The organism is Bradyrhizobium sp. 191, assembly GCF_023100985.1.
GTDB lineage: Bacteria > Pseudomonadota > Alphaproteobacteria > Rhizobiales > Xanthobacteraceae > Bradyrhizobium > Bradyrhizobium diversitatis.
The window spans coordinates 2,168,611-2,192,262 of the sequence record NZ_CP064692.1; the positions used below are offsets into that span (position 1 = coordinate 2,168,611).

Consider the following 23,652-nt stretch of genomic DNA (forward strand, 5'->3'; position numbering starts at 1 on the left):
CCCCTATGTGGTCGAAACCTTCATTGCCTCCAGAACTGCGGCTGAATCCGCGACCCAGCCGAAGATGCCGCCCTGGGCCTTGATCATCTTCAGGCCCATCTCGTGAAACTCGGGGAAGTAGGATGCGCAGCCGTCGGAGATGACGACGCAGCGATAGCCGCGATCATTGGCCTCGCGCACGGTAGTGTTGACGCACACTTCTGTCGTGACGCCGCACACCAGCAAATTCTCGATGCCGTATTTCCCAAGGACGTCGCCGAGCTCGGTCGCGTAGAACGCCCCCTTGCCGGGCTTGTCGATCACAATTTCGCTGTCGAGCGGATAGAGCTCGGGAATGATGTCGTGGCCGGCCTCGCCGCGAATGAGGATGCGCCCCATCGGACCGGGATCGCCGATGCGAAGGCTCGGCGCGCCGCGCTCGACCTTCGCCGGCGGGGCGTCGGAGAGATCAGGCAGATGCCCCTCGCGGGTGTGGATGACCAGCATGCCGGTGTCGCGCGCGGCCGTCAGCACCGTACCGATCGGCTTCACCGCGCGTGCAAGCTGGCTGACGTCGTTGCCCAGCGTTTCACCGAAGCCACCGGGCTCCATGAAGTCGCGCTGCATGTCGATGATGAGAAGCGCGGTGGCGGGCCAGTCGAGCGTGATCGGCTCGGGCTCGGCGCTGATGACGCCCTTTGTCGGCTTGGCTGAGTTCAACATGACGCAGGCCCCGCGAGAACTCTCTTGGCCAGGAGTTCTGCAAGCGCCGTGCCATTGTGTACAATTCCGATTGGAAGGAGAGCTTCGAGAAATTATCTGCTCTGTCAAAATGTTACGAGCTTAAGTGCGCGTGTGCTCATTCGCTGCGCGGCGCTTTTACGGCGTGCATTTGCTCAATGCTTAAGCGGTGGCGAGACTTTCACCAGCCGTCATTCCGGGGCGCGACGCAGTCGCGAGCCCGGAATCCATCGGGCCGCAGTACCTGAGGTGAAATGGATTCCGGGCTCGACGCTACGCGTCACCCCGGAATGACGACGCAGGTGTGTGGCGACGCCTTGCCCCTACCGCCCCGCCCCATACAGCTGCCGGTACTCGCTCTCATACGGCGCATACGAGTCCTTCAGTGTCGCCATGTTCAGCAGCATGGTCGCCACCATCGCGCCCGCACTGTCGAACACGCGCGTCTTTACCCAGGCGCTTTCGGTGCGGCGGCTGCCGGAGAGCGCGACCACCTCGCGCTTCGTACTCTTCGCCAACGAAGAGCGGGCCCTTCACGAGGCGGATCTCCTGGTCGGCGAACAGGCCGACAGCCGGGCCCTTGGCCGGCAACGGATCGTCCTTGGAGCGGTACTGAAACAGCACGTTCAGCATCTCCATCGGGATGATGGGCCTGCCCCAGGGACTATCCGCGCTCGAGTAGTAGGGCGAGTTCTCGGTGATGACGGCGAGCTTCTGCCGGAGTGAGAACGGATAGAGGTCGCCCATGTTCTGATCGAAAGCCATGCGCACAGGTTGCCGCTTGCCGGTCTGCGCCACCTTCACATCGCGCAGGATCACGGGATCGGTCAGCGGCTTGAGCTCGCCGAGGCGCGTCTCGAGCGCGGTCGCAACCGGCGCATCGCTGGCCGAGGCCGTACCGCGCATCACCTCGGTGCCGTCGCGCTTGACCATCTGAATCTGGCATAGGCTCGTGCCGGGCAATGGCTTCGACACGATCGCCTGCACTTCCTCACCTTCGTAGCAGACGCTGCGATAATGTGCGGAAAGGCAGCCCGTGTCGAACCACGCCTGTCCCCACAGCCGCTCGCCGAGCGGTGCGAACTGGCTGAAATGCGTGGGGCCTTCGATGGTGCCGCCCTTGAAGCCCAGCTTCTGGGCGGTGGCATCGTCATGGATCGAGGCGTGCGCATCGTAGACCTGCGCTTGCAGCATCTGCCGCGGCCTGCGCCACGGGCCGATCAGCGCCTCCGTGGTCTCGGTGATCTCGGTCTCGAACGCGTTTGCAGTCATGGCTTTTCCTCCACAGGCAGCCATGACTAACAGGACCGCCACGGATGCGGCCAGCGATATTGACTTCGCTGTGACATGCTTTTGACTGTCACAATTCGCGACGCGCAGCCGCAATCCCTCCCGCAGCGCAAACCCCGAGAGCCAAGGACTTCCGAAATGACGCTGATGCAGGTCGAGCTGGACGACAAATACCGGCTCGAATCGAAGCGGATCTTTCTGTCCGGCACCCAGGCTCTGGTTCGACTGCCGATGTTGCAGCGCGAACGCGACCGGCTTCAGGGGCTCAACACCGGCGGCTTCATCTCGGGCTATCGCGGTTCCCCGCTCGGCATGTACGACCACGCGCTGTGGCGCGCGAAGTCGCATCTCCAGCAGCACGACATTGCCTTCGTCCCCGGACTGAACGAGGACCTGGCCGCGACCGCGGTCTGGGGCAGCCAGCAGGTCGGCCTGTTTCCCGGCGCCAAGGTCGATGGCGTGTTCGGTATCTGGTATGGCAAGGGTCCCGGCGTCGACCGCTCGGTCGACGCGCTCAAGCATGCCAATGCGGCCGGCACCTCGCTGAACGGCGGCGTGCTCGCGCTTGCCGGCGACGACCACGGCTGCCAGTCCTCGACGCTGGCGCATCAGAGCGAGCAGGTGTTCGCGGCGGCGCTGATTCCGGTGATCAATCCGGCGACGCTGCAGGACTATCTCGATCTCGGCCTCTACGGCTTCGCGCTGTCGCGCTTCTCCGGCTGCTGGGTCGGCTTCAAGGCGATCAGCGAGACCGTCGAGAGCTCCGCGTCGATCTACAGCGATCCCGAACGTATCCAGATCAGGCTGCCCGACGATTTCGAGATGCCGCCCGGCGGCCTCAACATCCGTTGGCCCGATCCGCCACTGGAAGCCGAGAAGCGGCTGTTCGGCCCGAAGATGGCCGCGGTGCAGGCCTTCGCCCGCGCCAACCAGCTCGACCGCATCGTGCTCGATTCAAAGCCGGCGCGGCTCGGCATCGTCGCGACCGGCAAGGCCTATCTCGACCTGCGCCAGGCGCTCGCCGATCTGGGCATCACCGACAAGGACGCGCAGGATCTCGGCTTGCGCATCTACAAGGTCGCGCTGACCTGGCCGCTCGAGGAAAGCGGCGCCAAACGTTTCGCCGAAGGTCTTCAGGACGTGCTGGTGGTCGAGGAGAAGCGCGGCTTCATCGAAGACCAGCTGATGCGCATCCTCTACAACGTCGATGCATCCCGCCGTCCGACCGTCACGGGCAAGCGCGACGAGCGCGGCGCACCGCTGCTGCCGAGCGAGGGCGAACTGACACCGACCATCGTCGCGGCCGCACTGGTGGTGCGTTTGCGCAAGCTCGGCCATCACAGCCCGGTGCTGGAACAGCGCCTCGCCCGGCTCGAGGCCTTCGACAACCCGGTCACGACAAGCACGCCGATCAAGCTCGCGCGCACGCCGTTCTTCTGCTCGGGCTGCCCGCACAACACCTCGACGCGCGTGCCGGAGGGGAGCCGCGCCATGGCCGGCATCGGCTGCCACGGCATGGCCCTGAGCATGCCGACCCGCCGGACAGACCTGATCTCGCATATGGGCGCCGAGGGCGTGAACTGGATCGGCCAATCGCCCTTCACCACCGAGCAGCACATTTTCCAGAATCTCGGCGACGGCACCTATACCCATTCCGGTCTTCTGGCGCTCCGCGCCGCGTCCGCCACCGGCATCAACATCACCTACAAGATCCTCTACAACGATGCCGTCGCCATGACCGGCGGCCAGCCGGCCGAGGGTGCCTTCAACGTCGCCCAGATCGCGCATCAGGTCTGGGCCGAAGGCGTCAAGCGGCTTGCGATCGTCTCGGACGATCCCGCCAAGTACCCGCAAGGCAATTACTTCCCGCAAGGCGCGACGATCCATCACCGCCGCGAGCTTGATGCCGTGCAGCGCGAGCTGCGCGACATCAAGGGCCTCACCGTCATCGTCTACGACCAGACCTGCGCCGCCGAGAAGCGCCGCCGCCGCAAGCGCGGGCTGTATCCCGATCCCGCCAAGCGCGCCTTCATCAACGAGCTGGTCTGCGAAGGCTGCGGCGATTGCTCGCAGGCCTCCAATTGCGTCTCGGTGCAGCCGTTGGAGACCGAGTTCGGCCGCAAGCGCCAGATCGACCAGTCGAACTGCAACAAGGACTTCTCCTGCGTCGAGGGCTTCTGCCCGAGTTTTGTGACTGTGCACGGTGGCACGCTCAAACGCATGAAGACCTCGGCGGTCGATTCCGGGCAATTGTTCGCCGATCTGCCGCTGCCGCCGGCGCGTGAGCTCGATGGTCCCTACAACATCCTCGTCACCGGCATCGGCGGCACGGGCGTCATCACCATCGGCGCCCTGCTCGGCATGGCCGCCCATGTCGACGGCCGCGGCTGCTCGGCACTGGATTTCACCGGCCTCTCGCAGAAGAACGGCGCGGTGATGAGCCATGTCCGCATCGCGCCGAAGCCGGAGGACATCTCCGCGGTCCGCATCACCACCGGCGGTGCCGACGTCATCCTCGGCTGCGACATGATCGTTTCGGCCGGCCCGACCGCACTCAGCCGCGCCGAGCGCGGCGTGACCAAGGCCTACATCAACGCCGACCTGCAGCCGACCGCCAGCTTCGTGCAGAACCCCGATCTCGATTTCGAGATGGGAACGATGCAGACCGTGCTGCGCGACGCCGTCGGCGACAACAACCTCGACATCATCGACGCCACGGGCATTGCTTCGGCACTGATGGGCGATAGCATCGCGACCAATCCGTTCATGCTCGGCTTCGCCTTCCAGAAGGGCGCGATCCCGCTATCGCTGGAGGCCCTGCTTCGCGCCATCGAGATCAACGGCGCCGCGATCGAGATGAATAAGCTCGCCTTCACCTGGGGCCGCCTCGCCGCCCACGACATGTCGCGCGTGCGCAGCGTGCTTCAGTTCAAAGCGAGAGCGTTCGCGCCGGCGAAATCGCTCGACGACATCATCGCGACGCGCGCGGAATTCCTGACCTTCTATCAGGACAAGGCCTATGCCGACCGCTACCTCGCAGCCGTCGCCAAGGTGCGCAAGGCGGAGAGCGCGGCTTCGCCGGGGTCAACCGAGCTCACCGAAGCGGTCGCAAAGAACCTGTTCAAGCTGATGTCCTACAAGGACGAATATGAAGTCGCCCGTCTCTACACTGACGGCAGCTTTGCCAAGAAAGTGTCGGAGAAGTTCGACGGCGATTTCACGCTGAAGTATCACCTGGCACCGCCGATCTTCGCCAAGCGCGACAAGACGACCGGACATCTGCAGAAACAGGAGTTCGACAGCTGGATGATCCACGCCTTCCGCCTGCTCGCCAGGCTCAAGTTCCTGCGCGGCGGCCTGCTCGATCCGTTCGGCCGCACCGAGGAGCGCCGGACCGAGCGGAAGCTGATCGCCGATTATCTATCGATGATCGATCAGCGGATCACAGGGCTGAAGCCGGAGCAGATCCCGCTGCTGGCAAGGCTTGCGCGCGTGCCGCAGACCATCCGCGGCTTCGGCCATGTCAAGGAAGCCAACATCAGGCTGGCGGCGGCGGAGACGGCGCGGCTGGAAGCAGAGCTCGAGAACAGCCGCTTTGCGGCAGCTGCGGAGTAGCGGTTAGAGCTCAAGCCCTCTCCACGCGTCATTGCGAGGAGCCCTTGCGACGAAGCAATCCAGACTGTCGCCGCGGAACGATTCTGGATTGCTTCGCTCCGCTCGCAATGACGAGATTGTGGAGACGTGTTCTCCACTGCTCCGCGCTAGCGCCCCGGCTTGCGCTCGATCGGATCGATGTCGATCGCCCGCAGGCGGCCGAGCCGCAGCACGTCGATGGCGAGCCGCCGGCCGATCCGGTCGCGGTCGAGCACGCGGATCAGATCGTCGACGCCGTTGATCTCGACGCCGTCGAGCCTGATCACGACGTCGCCGGGCAACAGGCCCGCCTTGGCCGCAGGTCCATCCGGCTCGATATGCATCAAGAGCGCGCCCATCTTGTTCTCGACGCCGGCCAGCACCGCATGCCGCCGCGGGACCGGTGCCGTCTGCCCGGCAACGCCGATATAGGCGCGGCGGACGTAACCGTGGCGAATGATCTCCGACAGCACGAATTGCGCGGTGTTGCTGGCGACCGCAAAACAGATCCCTTGCGCGCCGTTGATGATGGCGGTGTTGATGCCGATGACCTCGGCATGCGACGACACCAGCGGCCCGCCCGAATTGCCGGGATTGAGCGCGGCATCGGTCTGGATCACGTCCTCGATGGTGCGCCCGCCGACCGAGCGGATCGAGCGCCCGAGCGCCGAGACGACGCCGGCGGTCACGGTCGATTCGAAGCCGAGCGGATTGCCGATCGCGATCACGAGCTGGCCGCGGCGCAGGGTCTTGGAATTACCGAGCGCGGCATAGGGCAAGTGGCGCGCGCCGTTGGCGCGCAGCAGCGCGAGGTCCGTATCGGGATCGACGCCGAGCACCTGGGCGTCGCCGACGTGGCCCTCGACGTCGCGCAGCCGAATTTCCTTCGAACTGCCGACCACATGGCTGTTGGTGAGGACGAGGCCATCCGGCGAGATCACGATACCCGAGCCGAGCCCGCCGCGCTCGCGGCCGTTCGGCACCTTCGGCCCGGTCTCGACGCGCACGACCGCGGGACCGACGCGGTCGGTCACGTCGATCACGGCATTGGAATAGGCATCCAGCAGGGCCCGGTCGTCGACAGGGGCAGATGTTGTCGTTCGCGATGACGGGGCGTCATCGACGATGTCTGAGGTGAAGTCCAGCATGGCAAGAGTCCTTGAGGCTCACACAGATGGTGGCCTGTGTCCTGCCGCGCAAGGTGCCCGCCTGGAGCGCAGGGCTGGACTGCCCAGATGGCTAGGGCGCTCGCCTCAGCGAGCCGCCTCTGGCCTTGACCGGGTCGAGCAGCGTCCAGTCTCCATCGGGAAGCACATGGCCCTTGGGGAATGGCGCGCGGAGCTCGAGCCCCAGCGAACCGAACACGCGGTCGTCGCGGTAGTAGCATTGCAGGACCACGCGGACGAGCGTTGCGGCGGCGGCGCCGCCGGAGATGCGGAACTGCTGGGCGACGCCGTCGCGCGCGGCGGGCTCGAGATCGGCCAGCGGCATGCCGGCGAGCCGCGACAGGTGATCCAGCGCCGCCACGACCTGTTTGGTGTCGCGGCCGAGCGTTGCGAGGATGTCGGCCTGGATGATGTCGTCATCGGCGCCCGGAACGCGGTATTCCTCGCTTGGCGGAATGATCATCGCGGCGATGGTGCGCAAGTCCTGGCGCTGCCGCGGCGTGAGGGTCAGTTGCTCGGACATGGCAATCCTCTAATCGAACAAATTGGCGAGGCGCTGCTTCATCTGGTCGGCGATGTAGAGCGCAAGGGCCTGGATGGTCGACGTCGGGTTCACGCCGCCCGAGGTGACGAAGATGCTGCCGTCGACGATGAAGAGGTTCTTCACGTCGTGCGCGCGGCCCCATTCGTTGACCACAGAACGCTCGGGGTCGGTGCCCATCCGCGCGGTGCCGAGCAGATGCCAGCCGCCCCAGGGGATCGGATTGTTGATGCAGATGTCGGTCGCGCCGGCGGTCTCGAGAATCTCCCTGCCGCGTGCCAGCCCGTGCTCCATCATTTTCCGGCTGTTCTCGCTGATCGTATAGTCGACCTTCGGCGCGGGGATGCCGTGACTGTCCTTCAGCACGGGATCGAGCGTGACGCGGTTGTGCTCCTCGGGCAGATCCTCGCAGATCGCCGACACCGCGAGCCGATGACCGTTGAGCTTGCGGAATACGCGATGATGGTCCGCGCCCCATGGCAGAATGCCCTTTTGCTCGCTCGCGACCGCCTCGAACACCGGCCCCGCGCCGCGGCCGAACTGGATGCCGTAGCCGCGCACGAAGCCGCGCGACAGGTCGGTGTCGTAAAACTCCTTGCTCCACAGGCAGGTCGGCGGCGCGCGATTGCTGTCGGTCGGCTCCTTCACAAATCCGTAGATTTGAGCATAGGGATGAAACATCAGGTTCTTGCCGACGAGGCCGGACGAATTGGCAAGCCCGTTGGGAAAGCGCCCCGAGGCCGAGTTCAAAAGCAGGCGCGGCGTGCCCACGCCGTTGCAGGCGATGATGACGACATGCGCGGGCTGAAACTGCTCGACGCCGTCCTTGTCGTAATAGACCACGCCCGAAGCCATGCCGTTCTCGTCGGTGGTGATCTCCCGCACCCGGCAATGGGTGCGCAGCTCGACGCCGGCGCGGATCGCATGCGGCCAATAGGTGATGTCGGTGGATGACTTCGCGCCCTGCGCGCAGGCCGGCGTGCAATGGCCGAGATTGATGCAGCGTGCCCGGCCCTCATAGTCCATGGTCGCGACCGTCGTATCCGACGGCCACCAGTGCCAGCCGAGCTTGTTCATGGCCTTGCCGATGATGGCGCCGGACAATCCGAGCGGCTGTTGCGGCATCGGCGGATGCGTCAGCGGCGAGCGTGGATCGCCTGACAGGCCGGACGTCCCCATCATGCGGTCGTTCTCCTCGAAGAATGGGGTCAGCGCGTCGTAATCGATCGGCCAGTCGTCGGCGACGCCGTCCAGCGTCTTCACCTTGAAATCGGAGGGATGCAGCCGCGGCCAATGCGCGGTGTACATCACCGTCGAGCCGCCGACCGCATTGTAATTGACGACCTTGATCGGGGAGTTGTCGTCGTTGATCGGGTAGTCCTCGGGCCGGCCGCGGACATTGGGGCTCGACGACCACTCGCCGTAGAATTTGGCCTCCCAATCCCGGCCGGTGCTGGGATATTCCGCCGGGTTCATCCAGCCGCCCTGCTCCAGGCAGAGGATGTGCATCTTGGTCTCGGCCAGCGACCATGCTACCGCCGCACCTGAAGCGCCGGCGCCGATGATCAGGACGTCCACGGGGTCTTTCATCGCAAGCTTTCCTCCCCCTCGCCGCTTCCCGGGCGATTCGGCCTTTCGCGGCTAGCGAGGCCGGCGAACGATAGGGTCAGAGCGACGGCCGAGTAAAGCCGCGAGGCCGGAATGTCGCGCTTCGCGGGGTGCAGACCATTGGTATCGCCACATCCCGATGCTAGGAACGGGACGCACGAGCCCATCGATAGCGAGACCGTATGTCCTTCCGAAATTTCTTTGCCAGCGCCCGCGTTTTTGCGCTCATTTCGTTTTTCGCCTTGTCCGGATTTCTGGGCGCCTCCTCCCCTGCCTCGGCGCTGACCGGCGCCGCGACGGCCCGCGACGGCAACTCCATCCAGCTTGGCGACGTGACGTATCGGCTGGACGGCGTCGATGCGCCCGAGCTGGACCAGGTCTGCATCGACGATCACGCCGATGCCTGGACGTGCGGCATCGAGGCCCGCGATCAGCTCACGAAGCTGATCAAGGGACGCGTGGTGCGCTGCGACGATGTCGGGCCGGAAAAGAGCTTCGGCAAGCGACACCGGGCGATCTGCACGGCCGAGGGCGACAAGTCGACCTTGAACGAACAGCTGGTCAGGCTCGGCTTTGCCGTCGCCCGGGAGCCGATCAAGGCCAACGTCAAGCCCGCCGCAGCCGAAGCCAGGACAGCTGCCGCCGGGATCTGGAAGGGCTGTTTTGTTGCACCGCAAGATTTTCGCGCCGGCAAGAAGGACGGCACGCTCCTGGGCGCCGCCTGCCGGCCCGACCGCGACAAGGAGATTCGCGCCGTGCTGTTCCCGGAGGAACCGACGATGCCGCCCAGCTGCAGCATCAAGGGCAAGCTTGCGGTGCGCGCCCGCGTGACCGGCAATATCGGCATCTACCATCTGCGGGGATGCCCGAGCTATCCCGCGACCACCAGACCCGACCGCTGGTTCTGCTCGGAGGACGACGCCCAGGCCGCCGGCTTCCGCAAGGCCTATAATTGCCGCCGGCCAAAATGAACCGTCTGGTTCCGCATCTGTGAGTAGTATTCCGACTACGTATTGATCCGGGATTGAACTTCATCCGCAATTGCTGCATTTGTATGCGTACGCGAGCGCCTAGCGCGAGCGTTTCCTTGGCAACAATCCGGCTCCGGCCCGATTGTCTTTGCTCGGGCGTTTCCTCCCTAGACTTGGCCGCTTGTCACGAGCAAGCGGCCGTTCTTTTCTGTGCACCGCTGTGTAAGCCGAGGCGTGGTGCCCGGGACGAGCCATGACGCCGCGGCAACGTCAGCGCTCCGGATGCCCCGTGACGCCTTCTTGCGATCGTTGCGCGTGATCACTGCATCCGCATGATCTGGTCCATCGGCGGCATGTTCGCGTTGAGATGCGCCATGATCCAGACCGTCCCGCCCACCACCAGGAAGACGACAAGCAGCCCGAAGGCGAGCGCCAGCACGTTGTTGGTGTTGTCGGGCCCCGTGGTGATGTGCAGGAAAAACACGAGATGCACACCCATCTGTGCGATCGCAAGCACGATCAGCGCGACCGGAATCGAGGGCTGCCAGACCAGATCGGTGCCGGCGATGAAGAACGAGGTCGCCGTAAGCAGCAGCGCGAGCACGAGGCCGACCACGTATCCGACGACCCGCGTGCCGACACTATGCTGCTCTTCCTCACCCGGTGCGAGGTCGTGCTTGACCATTCCATGCGTCTGCTCACTCATGGCGCACCCCCGAGCAGGTAGACGACCGAGAACACTGCGACCCAGATGATGTCGAGCGCATGCCAGAACAGCGCAAAGCACATCATCCGGCGCAGAATGTCGGCGCGAAAGCCCTTTGCGAACACCTGGGCCATCATGGTGAGGAGCCACAGCACGCCGGCGGAGACATGCAGGCCGTGGCAGCCGACCAGGGAGAAGAACGCGGTCAGGAACGCACTGCGCGACGGACCGTACCCGCGCGCAATGAGATCGGCAAATTCGCGGAACTCGAGCACGAGGAATATGAGCCCGAGCACGCAGGTGACGGTCATGCCGAGATAGAACCAGAACCGGTTGCGCACGTCGGCGGCGATGCTGGCCATCCCGCAGGTGAAGCTCGAGAGCAGCAGGCAGACCGTCTCGATCGCGACATTCCTTTGATCGAAGATCTCCGCGCCCTTCGGGCCACCGGCAGTCTGGCCGGACAGCACCGCATAGGCCGCGAAGAAGCAGGAGAACATCACGATGTCGGAGAGCAGGAAGACCCAGAAGCCGTAGGCGGTCACGATCCGCTTCGGCGCGGGGCCGGGATGCTCGATGACGAGGCCGATGTGATGGGGATCGGCACGGGCGTGGTCGGCGGTCGCGGTCATCGCCATCAGACTGCTCCCGCCATGCTGACGAGGCTGCGCCGCTCCTCGACATTGATGCGGTCAATGCGGGCGACCTCCTCGGCAGGAATGACATACTCGTCATGGTCGCGCCAGGCGAACACGACGAAGGTGGCGAAGGCGCCGAGGCCGCCGAGGATCACCATCCACCAGATGTGCCAGATCAGCGCGAACCCCATGATGGTGGCGAAGAAGGCGCAGACGAATCCGGTCGGAGAATTCCGGGGCATCTCGATGTCCTGATATTCCGGCTGTTCGTGCGCGAGCGACTGCTGCCGCGCGTGGACCTTCATCTCCCAATAGGCGTCCTCGCCGCGCACATCGGGATTGAAGGCAAAGTTGAACACCGGCGGCGGCGACGAGGTTGCCCATTCCAGCGAGCGCCCGTCCCAGGGATCGCCGGTGCGGTCGCGCAACGCCTCACGATTGCGGACACTGACCACGAGTTGCACGATCTGGCAGATCACGCCGATCGTCAGCACGGCCATGCCGAACGCCGCAACGATCATCCAGGGCCGCCAGGCCGCGACGTCGTAGTGCTGCAGGCGACGGGTCATGCCGAGCATGCCGGCGATGTAGAGCGGCATGAAGGTGACGTAGAAGCCGAGGAAGGTGAACCAGAACGCGGCCTTGCCCCAGCGCTCGTCGAGGCGGAAACCGAACGCCTTCGGAAACCAGTATTCCAGGCCGGCGAAGGCGCCGAACAGCACGCCACCGATGATGACGTTGTGGAAGTGCGCGACCAGGAACATGCTGTTGTGGAGCATGAAGTCGGCCGGCGGCACTGCAACGAGGACGCCCGTCAATCCACCGATGATGAAGGTGACCATGAAGCCGACCGACCACAACATCGGCGTCGCAAAGCGGATGCGGCCGCCATACATCGTGAACAGCCAGTTGTAGATCTTCACGCCGGTCGGTATCGCAATGATCATGCTGGCGATGCCGAAGATGGCATTGACGTCGGGCCCCGCCCCCATCGTGAAGAAGTGGTGCAGCCAGACCATGAACGAGACGACGCAGATTGCCATGGTCGCCAGCACCATGGAGCGATAGCCGAACAGCGCCTTGCCGGAGAAGGTCGACACCACCTCCGAGAAGATGCCGAAGGCTGGCAGCACCAGGATGTAGACCTCGGGATGGCCCCAGGCCCAGATCAGGTTCATGAACATCATGACGTTGCCGCCGGCCTCGTTGGTGAAGAAGTGGAAGCCGAGGTAGCGGTCGAGCAAGAGCATCGCGAGCGTGGCGGTGAGGATCGGGAAGGCCGCGACGATGAGAAGGTTCGAGGCCAGCGTGGTCCAGCAGAACATCGGCATGCGCAGATAGTTCATGCCCTTCGTGCGCAGCTTCAGCACGGTCGTGACGAGATTGATGCCGGCGACCAGCGTCCCGACGCCGGAGATCTGCAATGACCAGGCGTAATAGTCGACGCCGACACCGGGCGAGTAGACCAGCCCCGACAACGGCGGAAAGGCGAGCCAGCCGGTGCGCGCGAACTCCCCGACCACGAGCGAGACGTTGACCAGCAGCGCCCCGGTCGCGGTCAGCCAGAAGCCGACCGAATTGAGCGTCGGAAACGCGACGTCGCGCACGCCGAGCTGGAGCGGCACGACGAGGTTCATCAGCCCGATCACGAAGGGCATCGCCACGAAGAAGATCATGATGGTGCCGTGCGCGGAGAAGATCTGGTTGTAGTGCTCCGGCGGCAGATAGCCCTGCGACTGATAGGCGATCGCCTGCTGGATCCGCATCATGATGGCGTCGCTGCCGCCGCGCAGCAGCATCACGGAGGCGAGCAGGATGTACATGACGCCGATGCGCTTGTGATCGACGCTGGTGATCCATTCGCTCCAGAGATAGGGCAGATGTCCCTTCACCACGACCCACGCCAGGACGCCGAGGATGGCGACCAGCACCACCGCGCCGGCGACGAGCGGAATCGGCTGATCGAACGGAATGGCCGACCAATCGAGCTTACCGAGCATCATGGCCTCCACTGTGCGCCCGGCCTGCTTCGGATGCGAGCTCCGGCCCTGGTCCCGGCGGAATGTGCTGGGTCGCGATCAGGTCGAACAGCCGTGGATCGTCCAGGCGATAGACAGGTCGGCCCTTCTCGATGCCCTGCTGCATCAGCTTCTTGTAGCTGTCCGCATTCAACACCGCGTCCGTCTTCGCGGTATTCGCCACCCATTCCGGAAAGGCGAGCGGCGAGACGACGTTGACGTCGAACATCATGTCGGGAAACCCGTCGCCGGAGAAATGCGCGGACAGGCCCTGGAGCTTGCCTTCATTGTCGGCACGCAGGTTGAGCCTCGTCACCATGCCGTTCATGGTGTAGATCATGCTGCCGAGCTGCGGGATGAAGAACGTGTTCATGACGCTCGACGATGTCAGCTGGAAATTCAGCTCGGCGCCCGCAGGCACCGTCAACGTGTTGATGGTGGCGATGCGCTGGTCCGGATAGATGAACAGCCATTTCCAGTCGAGTGACACGGCCTGGATCCGTACCGGACTTCCGGTGCCCGGCACGGGCGCGGCCGGATCGAGCTGGTGCGAACCGATCCAGGCGACACCGCCGAGCAGGATGACCGTGAGTGCAGGGATTGACCACACCACCATTTCGACGCGGCCGGAATAGACGAAGCCAGGCTGGTAGCGCGCTCTCGGATTCGAGGCGCGAAACCAGAAAGCGAAGCCGAGGATCGTAAAAATGGTCGGCACCACGATCACGAGCATGATGAAGACGGAATCGACCAGGATGGTGCTGTTGCCCGTAGCCACGGGCCCTTGCGGATCGAGCAGATTCATCGGCAAGCCACTGGCGGTTGGGAGCCCCCGGGGCAGAGCCTAGCGCGGGAAAGGCTCCGGCAGCAAACGCTGCGAGCTCAGAACGGTTCCTGCACGGCACGGCTCAGTCATGCGCGACAGGCCGGCCGCAATATGCAATTCCATGTGATGTCAATGACATGCACGCAGGAGCCACGCCCTTCTCTCCGGTCGGGGCGATTGCTAATCTGCACGAAAATGATGGGGCGAATGGTGCCCGTGCCGGGGAGTGAACTGAGATGCGGTTGAAGGACAAGGTCGCGATCGTCGTCGGGGCCGGGCAAAGTCCCGGCGAAGGCGTGGGCAACGGCCGCGCCACCGCGCTCACCTTCGCGCGCGAAGGCGCGAAGGTCTTGTGCGTCGACCATCATCTGGAGTCGGCGCAGGAAACGGTGGCAATGATCGCCGCGAAGCTTGGCACCGCCGCGGCCTTCAAGGCCGACGTGACCAAGGCTGCCGACATCAAGGCGATGGTGGCCGACGCGCAAGCGCGCTGGGGCCGGATCGACGTGCTGCATAACAATGTCGGCGTCAGCCTGTCCGGCGGCGACGCCGAGCTGCTGCAACTGACCGAGGAGGCGTTCGACCGCGTCGTCGCGATCAATCTGAAGAGCTGCATACTCGCCGCGAAGGAGGTGATCCCGATCATGCGCTCGCAGAGAGGCGGCGCGATCATCAACATCTCCTCGATGGCCGCGATCACAACGTATCCTTACGTCGCCTACAAGGCGACCAAGTCGGCGATGATTGCCTTCACCGAACAGCTGGCGTATCAGAACGCCGAGTACGGCATCCGTGCCAACGTCATCCTGCCCGGCCTGATGAACACGCCGATGGCCGTCGACACCCGCGCCCGCGAATGGCACAAGACCCGCGCCGAGGTCGAAGCCGAGCGCGACAGCAAGGTACCGCTGCGCGGGAAGATGGGCACCGGATGGGACGTCGCCAACGCCGCGCTGTTCTTGGCGTCCGACGAAGCGAACTTCATCACCGGCGTAACGCTGCCGGTGGATGGCGGCGCAAGCGTGCGGCGGGGGTAGGTCGTTCTTCTGCCTCTCCCCGCACGCGGCAGGGCTATCGCATATGAGATGTGGCTATGGGCACCGACTGTCTCCACATCGTCATGGCCGGGCTTGCCCCGGCCATCCACGCCTTGCCACGCAGCACAAAGAACGTGGATGCCCGGGACAAGCCCGGGCATGACGACCTCTGCAAAACTCACATGCGATTGCCCCTGCCCGCAAGCGGGAGAGGGAGCCCAGTCCCGACGCCGAAGCATCATTCACACCATATGCGATAGCCCTGCCGCACGCGGGGAGAGGCGAAGAGAAGTCGCTCACCGCGAATGCGTCACCCGCCAGATCGTGCCATTCCCATCCTCCGACACCAGCAGCGATCCATCCTTCGCCACGGCGACGCCGACCGGACGGCCCCACACCTCGGTGTCGCTCACGACAAACCCCGTAACGAAATCCTCGTATTCGCCGGTCGGCTTGCCGTCCTTCATCCGGATGCGGATCACCTTGTACCCGGTGCGCTTCGAGCGATTCCAGGAACCGTGCTCGGCGGCGAAGGCGTCGCCCTGGTATTCGGACGGAAACTGCGTGCCCTGGTAGAAGGTCATGCCGAGCGAGGCCGAATGTGGCTGGATGAGCACGTCGGGCACCGTCACCTTGTCCTTCAGGTCCGGCCGCGCGCCGGCATGGCGCGGGTCTTCATTGCTGCCGATGTAGAACCAGGGCCAGCCGTAGAACGCGCCCTCCTTCACGCTGGTCACGTAATCGGGGACGAGGTCGTCGCCCAGGCCGTCACGCTCGTTGGTCGAGCACCAGGGCAGACCGGTCTGCGGCTGGATTGCAAGGCCAACGCAGTTGCGGAGGCCGGTGGCGTAGATCTTCCGCTCCTTGCCGTCAGGATTGAAGGCCAGCACGGTGGCGCGCTCGGTCTCGCTCGCCCAGGCCGCGCCAAGCGGCTGCGCCCTCGACCACGCCTCCAATCCGCCCGGCGGCGTTCCCATGCCTTCGGCGACGTTGCTGAGCGAACCGACCGAGACCAGCATGCGCCTGTTATCAGGCGTGAAGGCGATGTCGCGCGTGGAATGGCCGCCGTCATGCGGCAGGCTTGCCACGATCGTCTCCGCCTTGCCGCGCGCCTTGAGATCGCCGGCCTGATAGGGGAAGCGGACGACGCCGTCGGTGTTGGCGACATAGACCCATTGCGGATTGTCGCCGTTCGGAAAGAAGGCGATGCCGAACGGCTGCCGCAGTCCGCTGGCGAACACCTCGTTGGTCGCGACCTTGCCGCCCTCCCCGGCGCGCAACACGCGGATGTTACCTGCCCGTGTCTCCGCGACGAAGATGTCGCCGTTCGGCGCCACGCGGATGATGCGCGGCGCGCGCAGGCCTTCGGCGAACAGCTCGATCTTGAAGCCTGCCGGCACCTGGGGCGAGGCTTCTTGCGGACGCGGCACGACGCGCGCGGAACTCGCAACCGAGCGCGTGGCGCCGGGCCTGACCAGATCCTGCGGCTGGATCAACCTGACGGTGCCGGGCTTGTCGGCCCGCCAGTCGCCATAGGCATCCTTGCCCTGCAACACCGGCTCGGCCTGCGCGCCGGCTGCAACTGCAGCCAGCAGCCCCGCGGATATCGCCGCGTACGGAGTCCTGTTCTTCACGTCGCCTTCTCCCCACCTGTACGTACAGGTCGTCAACGCCATTCTTCCGCAAACGTTCTGCGGCAAGTCAAACACCCGCCGCATTCGACGCCGGCTCAGGCCCGCACGATGTGCATCAGGTGTACCATCGTACTGGAAAACATCGCAGATAGATGCGACACATTGTAAGGGTGCGGCTGCGGTCATCAAAGCTGCGACATCGCTGTCGCGACTGATGGGAAGATCATGTGGGGATCGGTCATATCGGAATGGGCGAGCCTGCTGCTGCGCTGGCTGCACGTGGTGGCGGCGATCGCCTGGATCGGCAGTTCCTTCTATTTCATCGCCCTCGATCTCAGCCTCAGGCCTGGACGCGACCTGCCTGATGGCGTGCAGGGCGAGGCTTGGCAGGTCCATGGCGGCGGCTTCTACCGAATCATGAAGTATCTGGTGGCCCCAAGCCAGATGCCGGACGAGCTGACCTGGTTCAAATGGGAGGCCTACACCACCTGGCTGTCCGGCTTCGCGCTGATGGTGGTGGTGTACTATCTCGAGGCCGACCTGTTCCTGGTCGACAAGGCGATTCTCGACATCACGCCGTTCCAGGCCGGGCTGTTCAGCTTCTGCAGCCTCGCGCTGGCGTGGCTGCTTTATGAAGCCGCCTGTCGCAGCGGGCTTGCGCAGCACGAATTGCCCTTCGCCATCGGCGGCTATCTGTTCCTGGTCGCGCTGACTTACGCCTTCACCCACGTGCTGAGCGGCCGCGGCGCCTTCAACCAGATCGGGGCGATCATCGGCACGATCATGGTCGCCAACGTCTTCGCGCTGATCATCCCGAACCAGAAGAAGATCGTGGCCAGCCTGATCGCGGGCGAGGCGCCCGATCCGAAGCTCGGCAAGGCGAGCAAGGAGCGTTCGGTCCACAACAATTATCTGACGCTTCCCGTCGTCGTGCTGATGATCAGCAACCACTATCCCCTGCTCTACGCCACGCGCTTCAACTGGATCATCGTCGCGATCATCCTGGCGCTCGGCCCGGTGATCCGCCACTTCTTCAACGAACGACACGCGGGGCGCAAATCGCCGTGGTGGGTGTGGGGCGTGGCGGCAGTCGGCGTGGTCGCGATCCTGTTCCTCTCCGCGGCCGGCCCGCGCGATGTCAAGACCGGCGCGCTGCCCGCACAGCCGACGCTCGCCAATGTCGAGGAAATCGTGATGACCCGCTGCAGCATGTGCCACGCGGCCGAGCCAGTCTGGGCCGGCATCGTGACCGCCCCGAAGGGCATCCTGCTCGACGCGCCCGAGCACATCCATCGCAACATCCGCCTGATCGGCCGTGTCGCGGCCTGGTCGAACGCGATGCCGCCGGGCAACATCACGGAGATGACCAGCGAGGAGCGCGCCGTCCTCGCGGCCTATCTCGCGCAGGCGCGCTGACGCCGACTTGCGCGGCCAGACCATTCGGCGGAATGAATTTCCGCTTTGCCCTGCTGAATTGAAAATGACTTGACCGCCTAACCGGCGTAGACAGGGGCCATGGCCGCCGGCGCGGCGCAAGATCAGTTCGCAATCGGGGAAAGAACAGTGGCCCTCAAGAACGTCATCGGTATCGACCACGCCGTCGTCATGGTGAAGGACCTCGACAAGGCCGCCGAGAACTACCGGCAGCTCGGCTTCACGGTGTCGCCGCGCGGCACCCACAGCGCGCATATGGGCACCGGCAACTACACCATCATGTTCGACCCTGACTACATGGAGCTGCTGGGCGTGCTCGCCGCGACCGAGCAGAACGCGCCGGCGCGCGCGTTCCTCGACAGGCAGGGAGAGGGCATCGAGCGCATCGCGTTCACTGCGGTCGATTCCGCCGCCGGCGCGGAGGAGATCCGCGCACGGGGCCTGGCGCCGATCGGCCCGACCGATTTCGAGCGGCCGGTGACGCTGCCTGACAGCACGGTCTCGGCGGCGAAATTCCGCACCTTCATGTGGCCGACCGCGGAAGCGCCCGGCGGCGTGCGCATCTTCGCGTGCCAGCACAAGACGCGCGAGACCGTGTGGATTCCCGAACTCATGCAGCACGCCAATGCGGCCAGGCGGATCAAGCAGACGCTGATCGCAACGCCCGAGCCGGCGCAGGAAGCCGCGCATCTCGGCCGGCTCATCGACCGCGCGCCGAAAACCGAGGCGGACGGCGCGGTCACCGTACCTTCCGGCGGCGATCGCGCCGACTTCGTCTATCTGACGCTGGACCAGCTCGGCAAACGCTATCCCGGCGTGCCGCTGACCGGTCTCTCCGAGCGCGGCGGTGCCGCGCTGGTGCTGGTCAGCGGCGATCTGGCGGCAACCGGGAAGGCGCTGGGTTCAGCCGCCGTCCGAAGCGGCGATGCGATCTGCGTGCCGCCGGCCAAGGCCAACGGCACCCTGCTCGCCTTCGTTGCCGGCTGATTTGAACTAATTCTTTAACGGGTGTTTACCCCGGCGGCGCTAGGATTCCCGGCGATCCAAGTCGCCGGGACCATAGGCATGTTCAAAGAGGAATCGCCGATCGCCTATGACGCGCCGGCCGAATTGAAGAAGTGGCCGTCGCTGAAGGGCGAGAGGCTGAAGGACCGGGGCGCGCCCTATCTCGTCTATAACGGCACGCTCGCCGAATGCGTCCGCGAACTCATGGGCAAGCCGATCAAAGGCATCTCACTCTACGATATCATGACGAGGCCACAACCGGCGTTCGAGCAGACCGTGCTGTCGCCCGGCGATGCCGCCGAGATCGCGATGCGCAAGGATTTCCCAAAAGACTAGTTCGAGGCACGCCTCGATGTGGGCCGGCCTTGCTGCTTCGCGGAGGTATCCGTCGGCGCATCGAGGAAGACGACGGGCGTGCCGCGCTTGACGTTCTCGCCGATCGCACGCGCGTCCCAATTGGTCAGCCTGACGCAGCCATGAGACGCCGACTTGCCAACCTTGTCGGGCTCTGCCGTTCCGTGGATGCCATAGCCCTGCGCCGACAAGCCGATCCAGTATGCTCCGACGGGATTGTTCGGACCCGGCTCGATGTCGAACGGCCGTTTGGATCTGACACTCTTGAACTTGTAGTCGGGATTGTAGCGATAGGTCGGATTCTCGTGTGCGCTCGTCACCTTGAGCGTGCCGCTCGGCGTCGGACGATCCGGACTGCCGACTGACGCCGGATAGAACGCCAGCAGAGCGCCGCTTGCGTCGAACGCCTTCAACGTCCCGTTGTTCTTGTCGACCTCGAGCCGGGCCATGCGCGGCAGCTCTCTCCGTGCCGGAACGTTGGCGACGACGATCGTCTCTCCCGCCTTGTCGAAGGCCTTGCCCGGGTTGGGCGCCCTGAGCAGATCCGCGCTCATGTGGAATTTCTCGGCAAGTCCTTCGAGAGGGCTGGTGTAGCTCAGCGCCTTCAGCGATTTCATGTCCTCGAGCTTGCCCGGCAGCTCCTTCAGGAACGGGCCTCTTACGTCGGCGTCGGCAATCCTGTAGTCGGCGACGATGGGACCCTCGCTCGCCGCTGTCAGCTTGTCCCAGAGCTCCGGCGCTATGGCCTTGTCGGATGCGATGCCGTTCTGCGCCGCGAATGCCTTGAGTGCCTTCTGCGCGTTTTCGCCGAGCTTGCCGTCAATCTCGCCGGGCGAGAACTGCGCACGATCGAGCAGGACCTGGAGCTTCACCACCGCTGGATTGAGCTTGTCGGTGGCCGGCGGTCTCGGAGGACGCGCAGCGTCATTCACCGCAGCCGGATCGAGATTGCCTGCGAGCGCCGGGCCGATGAGCCACAGCGAAATCACCGCGCCAAGCATCGCTCGTATCATCATCGCGCATCCTACTCGCAAGCGGCCCGCGAGGCCGCGGAGAGTTTCTCTTCGGGAACACCGTAGTAACACCGAAGGAACGACGAGATCGCAGCTTTGCCGCAATCGGACGGTTAAGAACTCCCTGCCGCCGGCGCATCACCGACCATTCATCCCACAGTTCGAGGTTGTCTCCGCAAATGCGATTTGTCGTCGCGGCTTGCGCCGCATTCCTGATTCTGATGTGCGACCTCGATGCGTCGTCGTCCCGGCAAGCATCACCGCTCCACACCACCATTCTTCAGAACAATCATGCCTCGCGACTTGTTCCGATGGTCGAATTCTTCGTCGCCAGCGTGCAGGCCATCGAGCTCGCGAACGCGCACGCTGCCCATGAGCAGGTGATCGAGCAGGTGATCGAGCCGCCGCGCGCCGTCGAGCCGGCGGTACGGGCGCCGGATTCACCAACCGAGCAATTCTGTCACGCGCTTCGTGAAGCCGCCGAGTCCAGCGGCATTCCGGTGCCCTTCTTCGCCCGCCTGCTCTGGCAGGAGAGCCGCTTCAAGTCCAACGAGGTCAGCCATGCCGGCGCGCAGGGCGTCGCGCAGTTCATGCCGGAGACGGCCACGGAGGTCGGGCTCGACGATCCCTTCGATCCCATGAAGGCGCTGCCGGCCTCGGCAAAATTCCTGCGCAAGCTTCGCGACGATTTCGGCAATCTCGGCCTTGCCGCCGCCGCCTACAACGCAGGTCCCGGCCGCATCCAGAAATGGCTGGCCCGAGAGAGCGGGCTGCCGCGCGAGACGCGCGACTATGTCCGGATCATCACCGGCACCAAGGCCGAGGACTGGATCGAACGCTCCGAGGCGCTTGCGATCAGGATCGATCTGCCGCGCGAGGCGCCGTGTGAAGGCATCGGCAGTCTCTCCAAGGCCAGGGACGTCGCCTGGGTTCCGGTCAACCTGACGCCCTCGGTCGCGAGCATCATTCGCAAGGCCGAGCAGATCGCCGCCCGGGCGACGACGAACCGCGCGCGCAAGCGGTTTGCAACCCAGCTGCGGAACAATGCCGCGGCCCACCGCAAGGGACGCAGCATGATCGCGGCACGCGCCGCCGGAAAGGGCGCAAAGGCGCGCGCCATTCGCTTCGCATCGCGCGAACGTCCGTCCGGCTAGTGTTCGCTGCTGGAATATGCGACTCCCCTTCTCCGGAGAGCCGGATCGCTGCTGCACGGAACCTGCCATGCCATCGAACAGTGCGGGGCTCATCGCCTATCGGAAGCGCGAAGAGATCGAGGTTCTGCTCGTTCATCCCGGCGGTCCGTTCTGGCGCAGCAAGGATCTCGGTGCGTGGTCGATTCCGAAGGGCGAGTATGCGGACGCGGGAGATGCGGAAGCCGCCGCGCGACGGGAGTTTGCCGAGGAGCTCGGCGTCGAGGTGACGGTGCCGCTGACCGCGCTGGGTCAGGTCAAGCAACGCGGCGGAAAGGTCGTCACCGCGTTCGCGGCCAAGCTCGACATCGACACGGCCAGCATTCGCAGCAACACGTTCGAGATGGAATGGCCGCCTCGCAGCGGCAAACGGCAGACGTTCCCAGAGGTCGACCGCGCCGCATGGTTCACGCTCGACGCGGCGTGGGAGAAGATCAACGCCGGCCAACGTCCGCTGCTCGACCGGCTGGCGCAGCTGATCGGCGGATAGCGCCCCGCCCTCACTCCGCCTTGATGTTCGCGGCCACGACGACCTCGGCGAGCTCCTTCGTCTCCTTCGCGATCTTCGCGGCGTAGTCGGCCGTGCCGAGCACGCTGACGACGCCCTGCGAGCCGAGCTTCTCCGCGACCGCGGGATCCTTGGCGGCAGTGACGATCTCCCGGTGCAGCGTCTCCAGGATCGGCGCGGGCGTCGCCTTCGGCATGAAGAAGCCGACCCAGAACGAGATGTCGAAGCCGGGATAGCCGGCTTCCGCGACGGTGGGCACGTCGGGCAGCGCCGGCAACCGCTCGGCCGACGACACCGCCAGCGCACGCAACTTGCCGGCCTTTACCAGCGGCACCGCGGAGAGCGGATCGAACACCGCCAGCACCTCCTGCGCGAGGATGCCGACCTCGGCGGCCGAGCCGCCGCGATAGGGCACGTGGATCATCTTGATGCCGGCCTTCTGGCCGAGCAGCTCCATGGCGAGATGGGCGAGATTGCCGTTGCCGCCCGAGCCGTAGGCAAGCGCCCCGGGCGCAGCCTTTGCCGCGGCAACGAGATCGGCGACGGTCTTGATGTCGGCCGTCTTGGGATTCTCCGGATTGACGACGAGCACGAGCGGCGCCGAGACGACGGTCGTCAGCGGCGCGAAGTCTCCCTGCGGGTCATAGCGGGCGTCCTTGAACAGCGTCTTGTTGAGCGTGATCGTCGACGAGTTGCAGGCCAGCATGGTGTACCCGTCCGCGTCCGCACGCGCGACGCCTTCGGCGGCGATCATGCCGTTGGCGCCGGCGCGGTTCTCGACCACGAAGGGCTGTCCGAGCTTGTTACTCAGGCGATCGCCGATGATGCGCGCGACCACATCGACCGGGCCGCCCGCGCTAAAGCCGACCATGACCTTGACCGGCCGCACCGGGTATTTCTGAGCCAGGGCCTGCGTCGACGCCGCAGAAGCGCACAATCCGGCGATGACTGCCAGCAGGCGGACCGTTCGTTGCATTCGTTCTCTCCCAGGCCTCACAGCGCCGCTTGTGCATGTTTGTTCGTGCGACGCATTCGAGGATCATGAATAGCGGCCACGCCGGATTCCGCAATCGCGTTCGGGCGTTGGCATTCCGTCGCACGGCACGTACGCGCCGATTCCAAAACAAAAGCGCGAAAACAACCCCATGCACAGTAGGCGGCCCCTTTCAGAACAAAGGCTTGCGCAGGGCCGTGGAAATTTTTCGGATTTACAAAATAAATTCTGTCGCGTCGGGCAAAACAGTGGCATAATGGCATCATCGCAACACGCGTGAGCATCACGGCCTGCCCATCGCGGCCGTCCCGACGCAGTTGCGCCCAAACCCTTCATCGACATCCCGAAATCCGCATTCGCGCGCAG

The 23,652-nt window shown here is 64.9% G+C and carries 20 protein-coding genes and 1 pseudogene; 8 read left to right on the plus strand and 13 right to left on the minus strand.

Annotation, left to right across the window (positions count from 1 at the left end; genetic code table 11):
• Positions 1-3: 3 nt before the first annotated feature.
• The gene (locus tag IVB23_RS09915) at positions 4-702 is read right to left on the minus strand and encodes an isochorismatase family cysteine hydrolase (protein ID WP_061878300.1); all 699 of its coding nucleotides are present in this window, start codon (positions 700-702) and stop codon (positions 4-6) included.
• 341 nt (positions 703-1,043) lie between these two features.
• Positions 1,044-1,992: pseudogene (locus IVB23_RS09920) on the minus strand (hypothetical protein).
• A 156-nt stretch (positions 1,993-2,148) separates the two neighbouring features.
• Here IVB23_RS09920 and IVB23_RS09925 point away from each other — a divergent pair.
• The gene (locus IVB23_RS09925; protein WP_247803387.1) at positions 2,149-5,625 is read left to right on the plus strand and encodes an indolepyruvate ferredoxin oxidoreductase family protein; all 3,477 of its coding nucleotides are present in this window, start codon (positions 2,149-2,151) and stop codon (positions 5,623-5,625) included.
• 146 nt (positions 5,626-5,771) lie between these two features.
• Here IVB23_RS09925 and IVB23_RS09930 read toward each other — a convergent pair whose 3' ends face one another.
• The 3 genes from IVB23_RS09930 to IVB23_RS09940 all read right to left on the minus strand — a co-directional run bounded on the left by IVB23_RS09930 (position 5,772) and on the right by IVB23_RS09940 (position 8,940).
• A complete protein-coding gene (locus tag IVB23_RS09930; protein ID WP_247803388.1) occupies positions 5,772-6,791 on the minus strand; it encodes a trypsin-like peptidase domain-containing protein in 1,020 nt (339 codons plus the stop codon).
• Positions 6,792-6,882: 91 nt separating this feature from the next.
• A complete protein-coding gene (locus tag IVB23_RS09935) occupies positions 6,883-7,332 on the minus strand; it encodes a hypothetical protein (RefSeq protein WP_247803389.1) in 450 nt (149 codons plus the stop codon).
• A gap of 9 nt (positions 7,333-7,341) precedes the next feature.
• The gene (locus IVB23_RS09940; protein WP_247803390.1) at positions 7,342-8,940 is read right to left on the minus strand and encodes a GMC family oxidoreductase; all 1,599 of its coding nucleotides are present in this window, start codon (positions 8,938-8,940) and stop codon (positions 7,342-7,344) included.
• A 200-nt stretch (positions 8,941-9,140) separates the two neighbouring features.
• Here IVB23_RS09940 and IVB23_RS09945 point away from each other — a divergent pair, with 200 nt between their 5' ends.
• Positions 9,141-9,929, plus strand: a complete 789-nt coding sequence (locus IVB23_RS09945; RefSeq protein WP_247803391.1) for a thermonuclease family protein — start codon at positions 9,141-9,143, stop codon at positions 9,927-9,929.
• A 319-nt stretch (positions 9,930-10,248) separates the two neighbouring features.
• On the opposite strand, the gene cyoD is transcribed toward IVB23_RS09945, so the two are convergent.
• The 4 genes from cyoD to IVB23_RS09965 are packed head-to-tail and all read right to left on the minus strand — an operon-like array spanning position 10,249 to position 14,096.
• Positions 10,249-10,635, minus strand: coding sequence for a cytochrome o ubiquinol oxidase subunit IV (cyoD, locus tag IVB23_RS09950; RefSeq protein ID WP_028177683.1), 387 nt, complete (start codon positions 10,633-10,635; stop codon positions 10,249-10,251).
• Positions 10,632-11,273, minus strand: coding sequence for a cytochrome (ubi)quinol oxidase subunit III (locus tag IVB23_RS09955; RefSeq protein ID WP_061878307.1), 642 nt, complete (start codon positions 11,271-11,273; stop codon positions 10,632-10,634). The genes cyoD and IVB23_RS09955 overlap by 4 nt, the downstream gene beginning before the upstream one ends.
• Positions 11,273-13,273 (minus strand): cytochrome o ubiquinol oxidase subunit I, encoded by a 2,001-nt coding sequence (cyoB, locus tag IVB23_RS09960; RefSeq protein WP_247804811.1) that lies wholly within the window; start codon positions 13,271-13,273, stop codon positions 11,273-11,275. The genes IVB23_RS09955 and cyoB overlap by 1 nt, the downstream gene beginning before the upstream one ends.
• The gene (locus IVB23_RS09965; protein ID WP_247803392.1) at positions 13,263-14,096 is read right to left on the minus strand and encodes a cytochrome ubiquinol oxidase subunit II; all 834 of its coding nucleotides are present in this window, start codon (positions 14,094-14,096) and stop codon (positions 13,263-13,265) included. Before IVB23_RS09965 ends, cyoB begins: the two co-directional genes overlap by 11 nt.
• 257 nt (positions 14,097-14,353) lie before the next feature.
• Between IVB23_RS09965 and IVB23_RS09970 the strand changes: the two genes are divergently transcribed.
• A complete protein-coding gene (locus tag IVB23_RS09970; RefSeq protein ID WP_247803393.1) occupies positions 14,354-15,154 on the plus strand; it encodes an SDR family NAD(P)-dependent oxidoreductase in 801 nt (266 codons plus the stop codon).
• A 296-nt stretch (positions 15,155-15,450) separates the two neighbouring features.
• Here the strand turns inward: IVB23_RS09970 and IVB23_RS09975 are convergent, their stop codons facing one another.
• Positions 15,451-16,788: a sorbosone dehydrogenase family protein gene (locus IVB23_RS09975; protein WP_061878310.1), complete on the minus strand. Its 1,338-nt coding sequence runs from the start codon at positions 16,786-16,788 to the stop codon at positions 15,451-15,453.
• Positions 16,789-17,013: 225 nt separating this feature from the next.
• On the opposite strand from IVB23_RS09975, the gene IVB23_RS09980 reads away from it, so the two are divergent.
• The 3 genes from IVB23_RS09980 to IVB23_RS09990 all read left to right on the plus strand — a co-directional run bounded on the left by IVB23_RS09980 (position 17,014) and on the right by IVB23_RS09990 (position 19,563).
• On the plus strand, positions 17,014-18,204 hold the full coding sequence (locus IVB23_RS09980; protein ID WP_247803394.1) for a urate hydroxylase PuuD: 1,191 nt from the start codon (positions 17,014-17,016) through the stop codon (positions 18,202-18,204).
• A gap of 147 nt (positions 18,205-18,351) precedes the next feature.
• Positions 18,352-19,209, plus strand: coding sequence for a VOC family protein (locus tag IVB23_RS09985; RefSeq protein WP_247803395.1), 858 nt, complete (start codon positions 18,352-18,354; stop codon positions 19,207-19,209).
• 78 nt (positions 19,210-19,287) lie between these two features.
• A complete protein-coding gene (locus tag IVB23_RS09990; RefSeq protein ID WP_247803396.1) occupies positions 19,288-19,563 on the plus strand; it encodes a hypothetical protein in 276 nt (91 codons plus the stop codon).
• On the opposite strand, the gene IVB23_RS09995 is transcribed toward IVB23_RS09990, so the two are convergent.
• Positions 19,560-20,594: a L,D-transpeptidase family protein gene (locus IVB23_RS09995; RefSeq protein WP_247804813.1), complete on the minus strand. Its 1,035-nt coding sequence runs from the start codon at positions 20,592-20,594 to the stop codon at positions 19,560-19,562. The two genes, IVB23_RS09990 and IVB23_RS09995, sit on opposite strands and share 4 nt — an antisense overlap.
• 179 nt (positions 20,595-20,773) lie before the next feature.
• Between IVB23_RS09995 and IVB23_RS10000 the strand changes: the two genes are divergently transcribed.
• Entirely contained in the window at positions 20,774-21,748 is a 975-nt protein-coding gene (locus tag IVB23_RS10000) for a lytic transglycosylase domain-containing protein (protein WP_247803397.1), read from the plus strand.
• A 67-nt stretch (positions 21,749-21,815) separates the two neighbouring features.
• Positions 21,816-22,274, plus strand: a complete 459-nt coding sequence (locus IVB23_RS10005) for an NUDIX domain-containing protein (protein WP_247803398.1) — start codon at positions 21,816-21,818, stop codon at positions 22,272-22,274.
• Between the two features lie 10 nt (positions 22,275-22,284).
• On the opposite strand, the gene IVB23_RS10010 is transcribed toward IVB23_RS10005, so the two are convergent.
• A complete protein-coding gene (locus IVB23_RS10010; protein WP_061878315.1) occupies positions 22,285-23,268 on the minus strand; it encodes a tripartite tricarboxylate transporter substrate-binding protein in 984 nt (327 codons plus the stop codon).
• 17 nt (positions 23,269-23,285) lie between these two features.
• Positions 23,286-23,570, minus strand: a complete 285-nt coding sequence (locus tag IVB23_RS10015; protein ID WP_247803399.1) for a hypothetical protein — start codon at positions 23,568-23,570, stop codon at positions 23,286-23,288.
• Between the last annotated feature and the right edge of the window lie 82 nt (positions 23,571-23,652).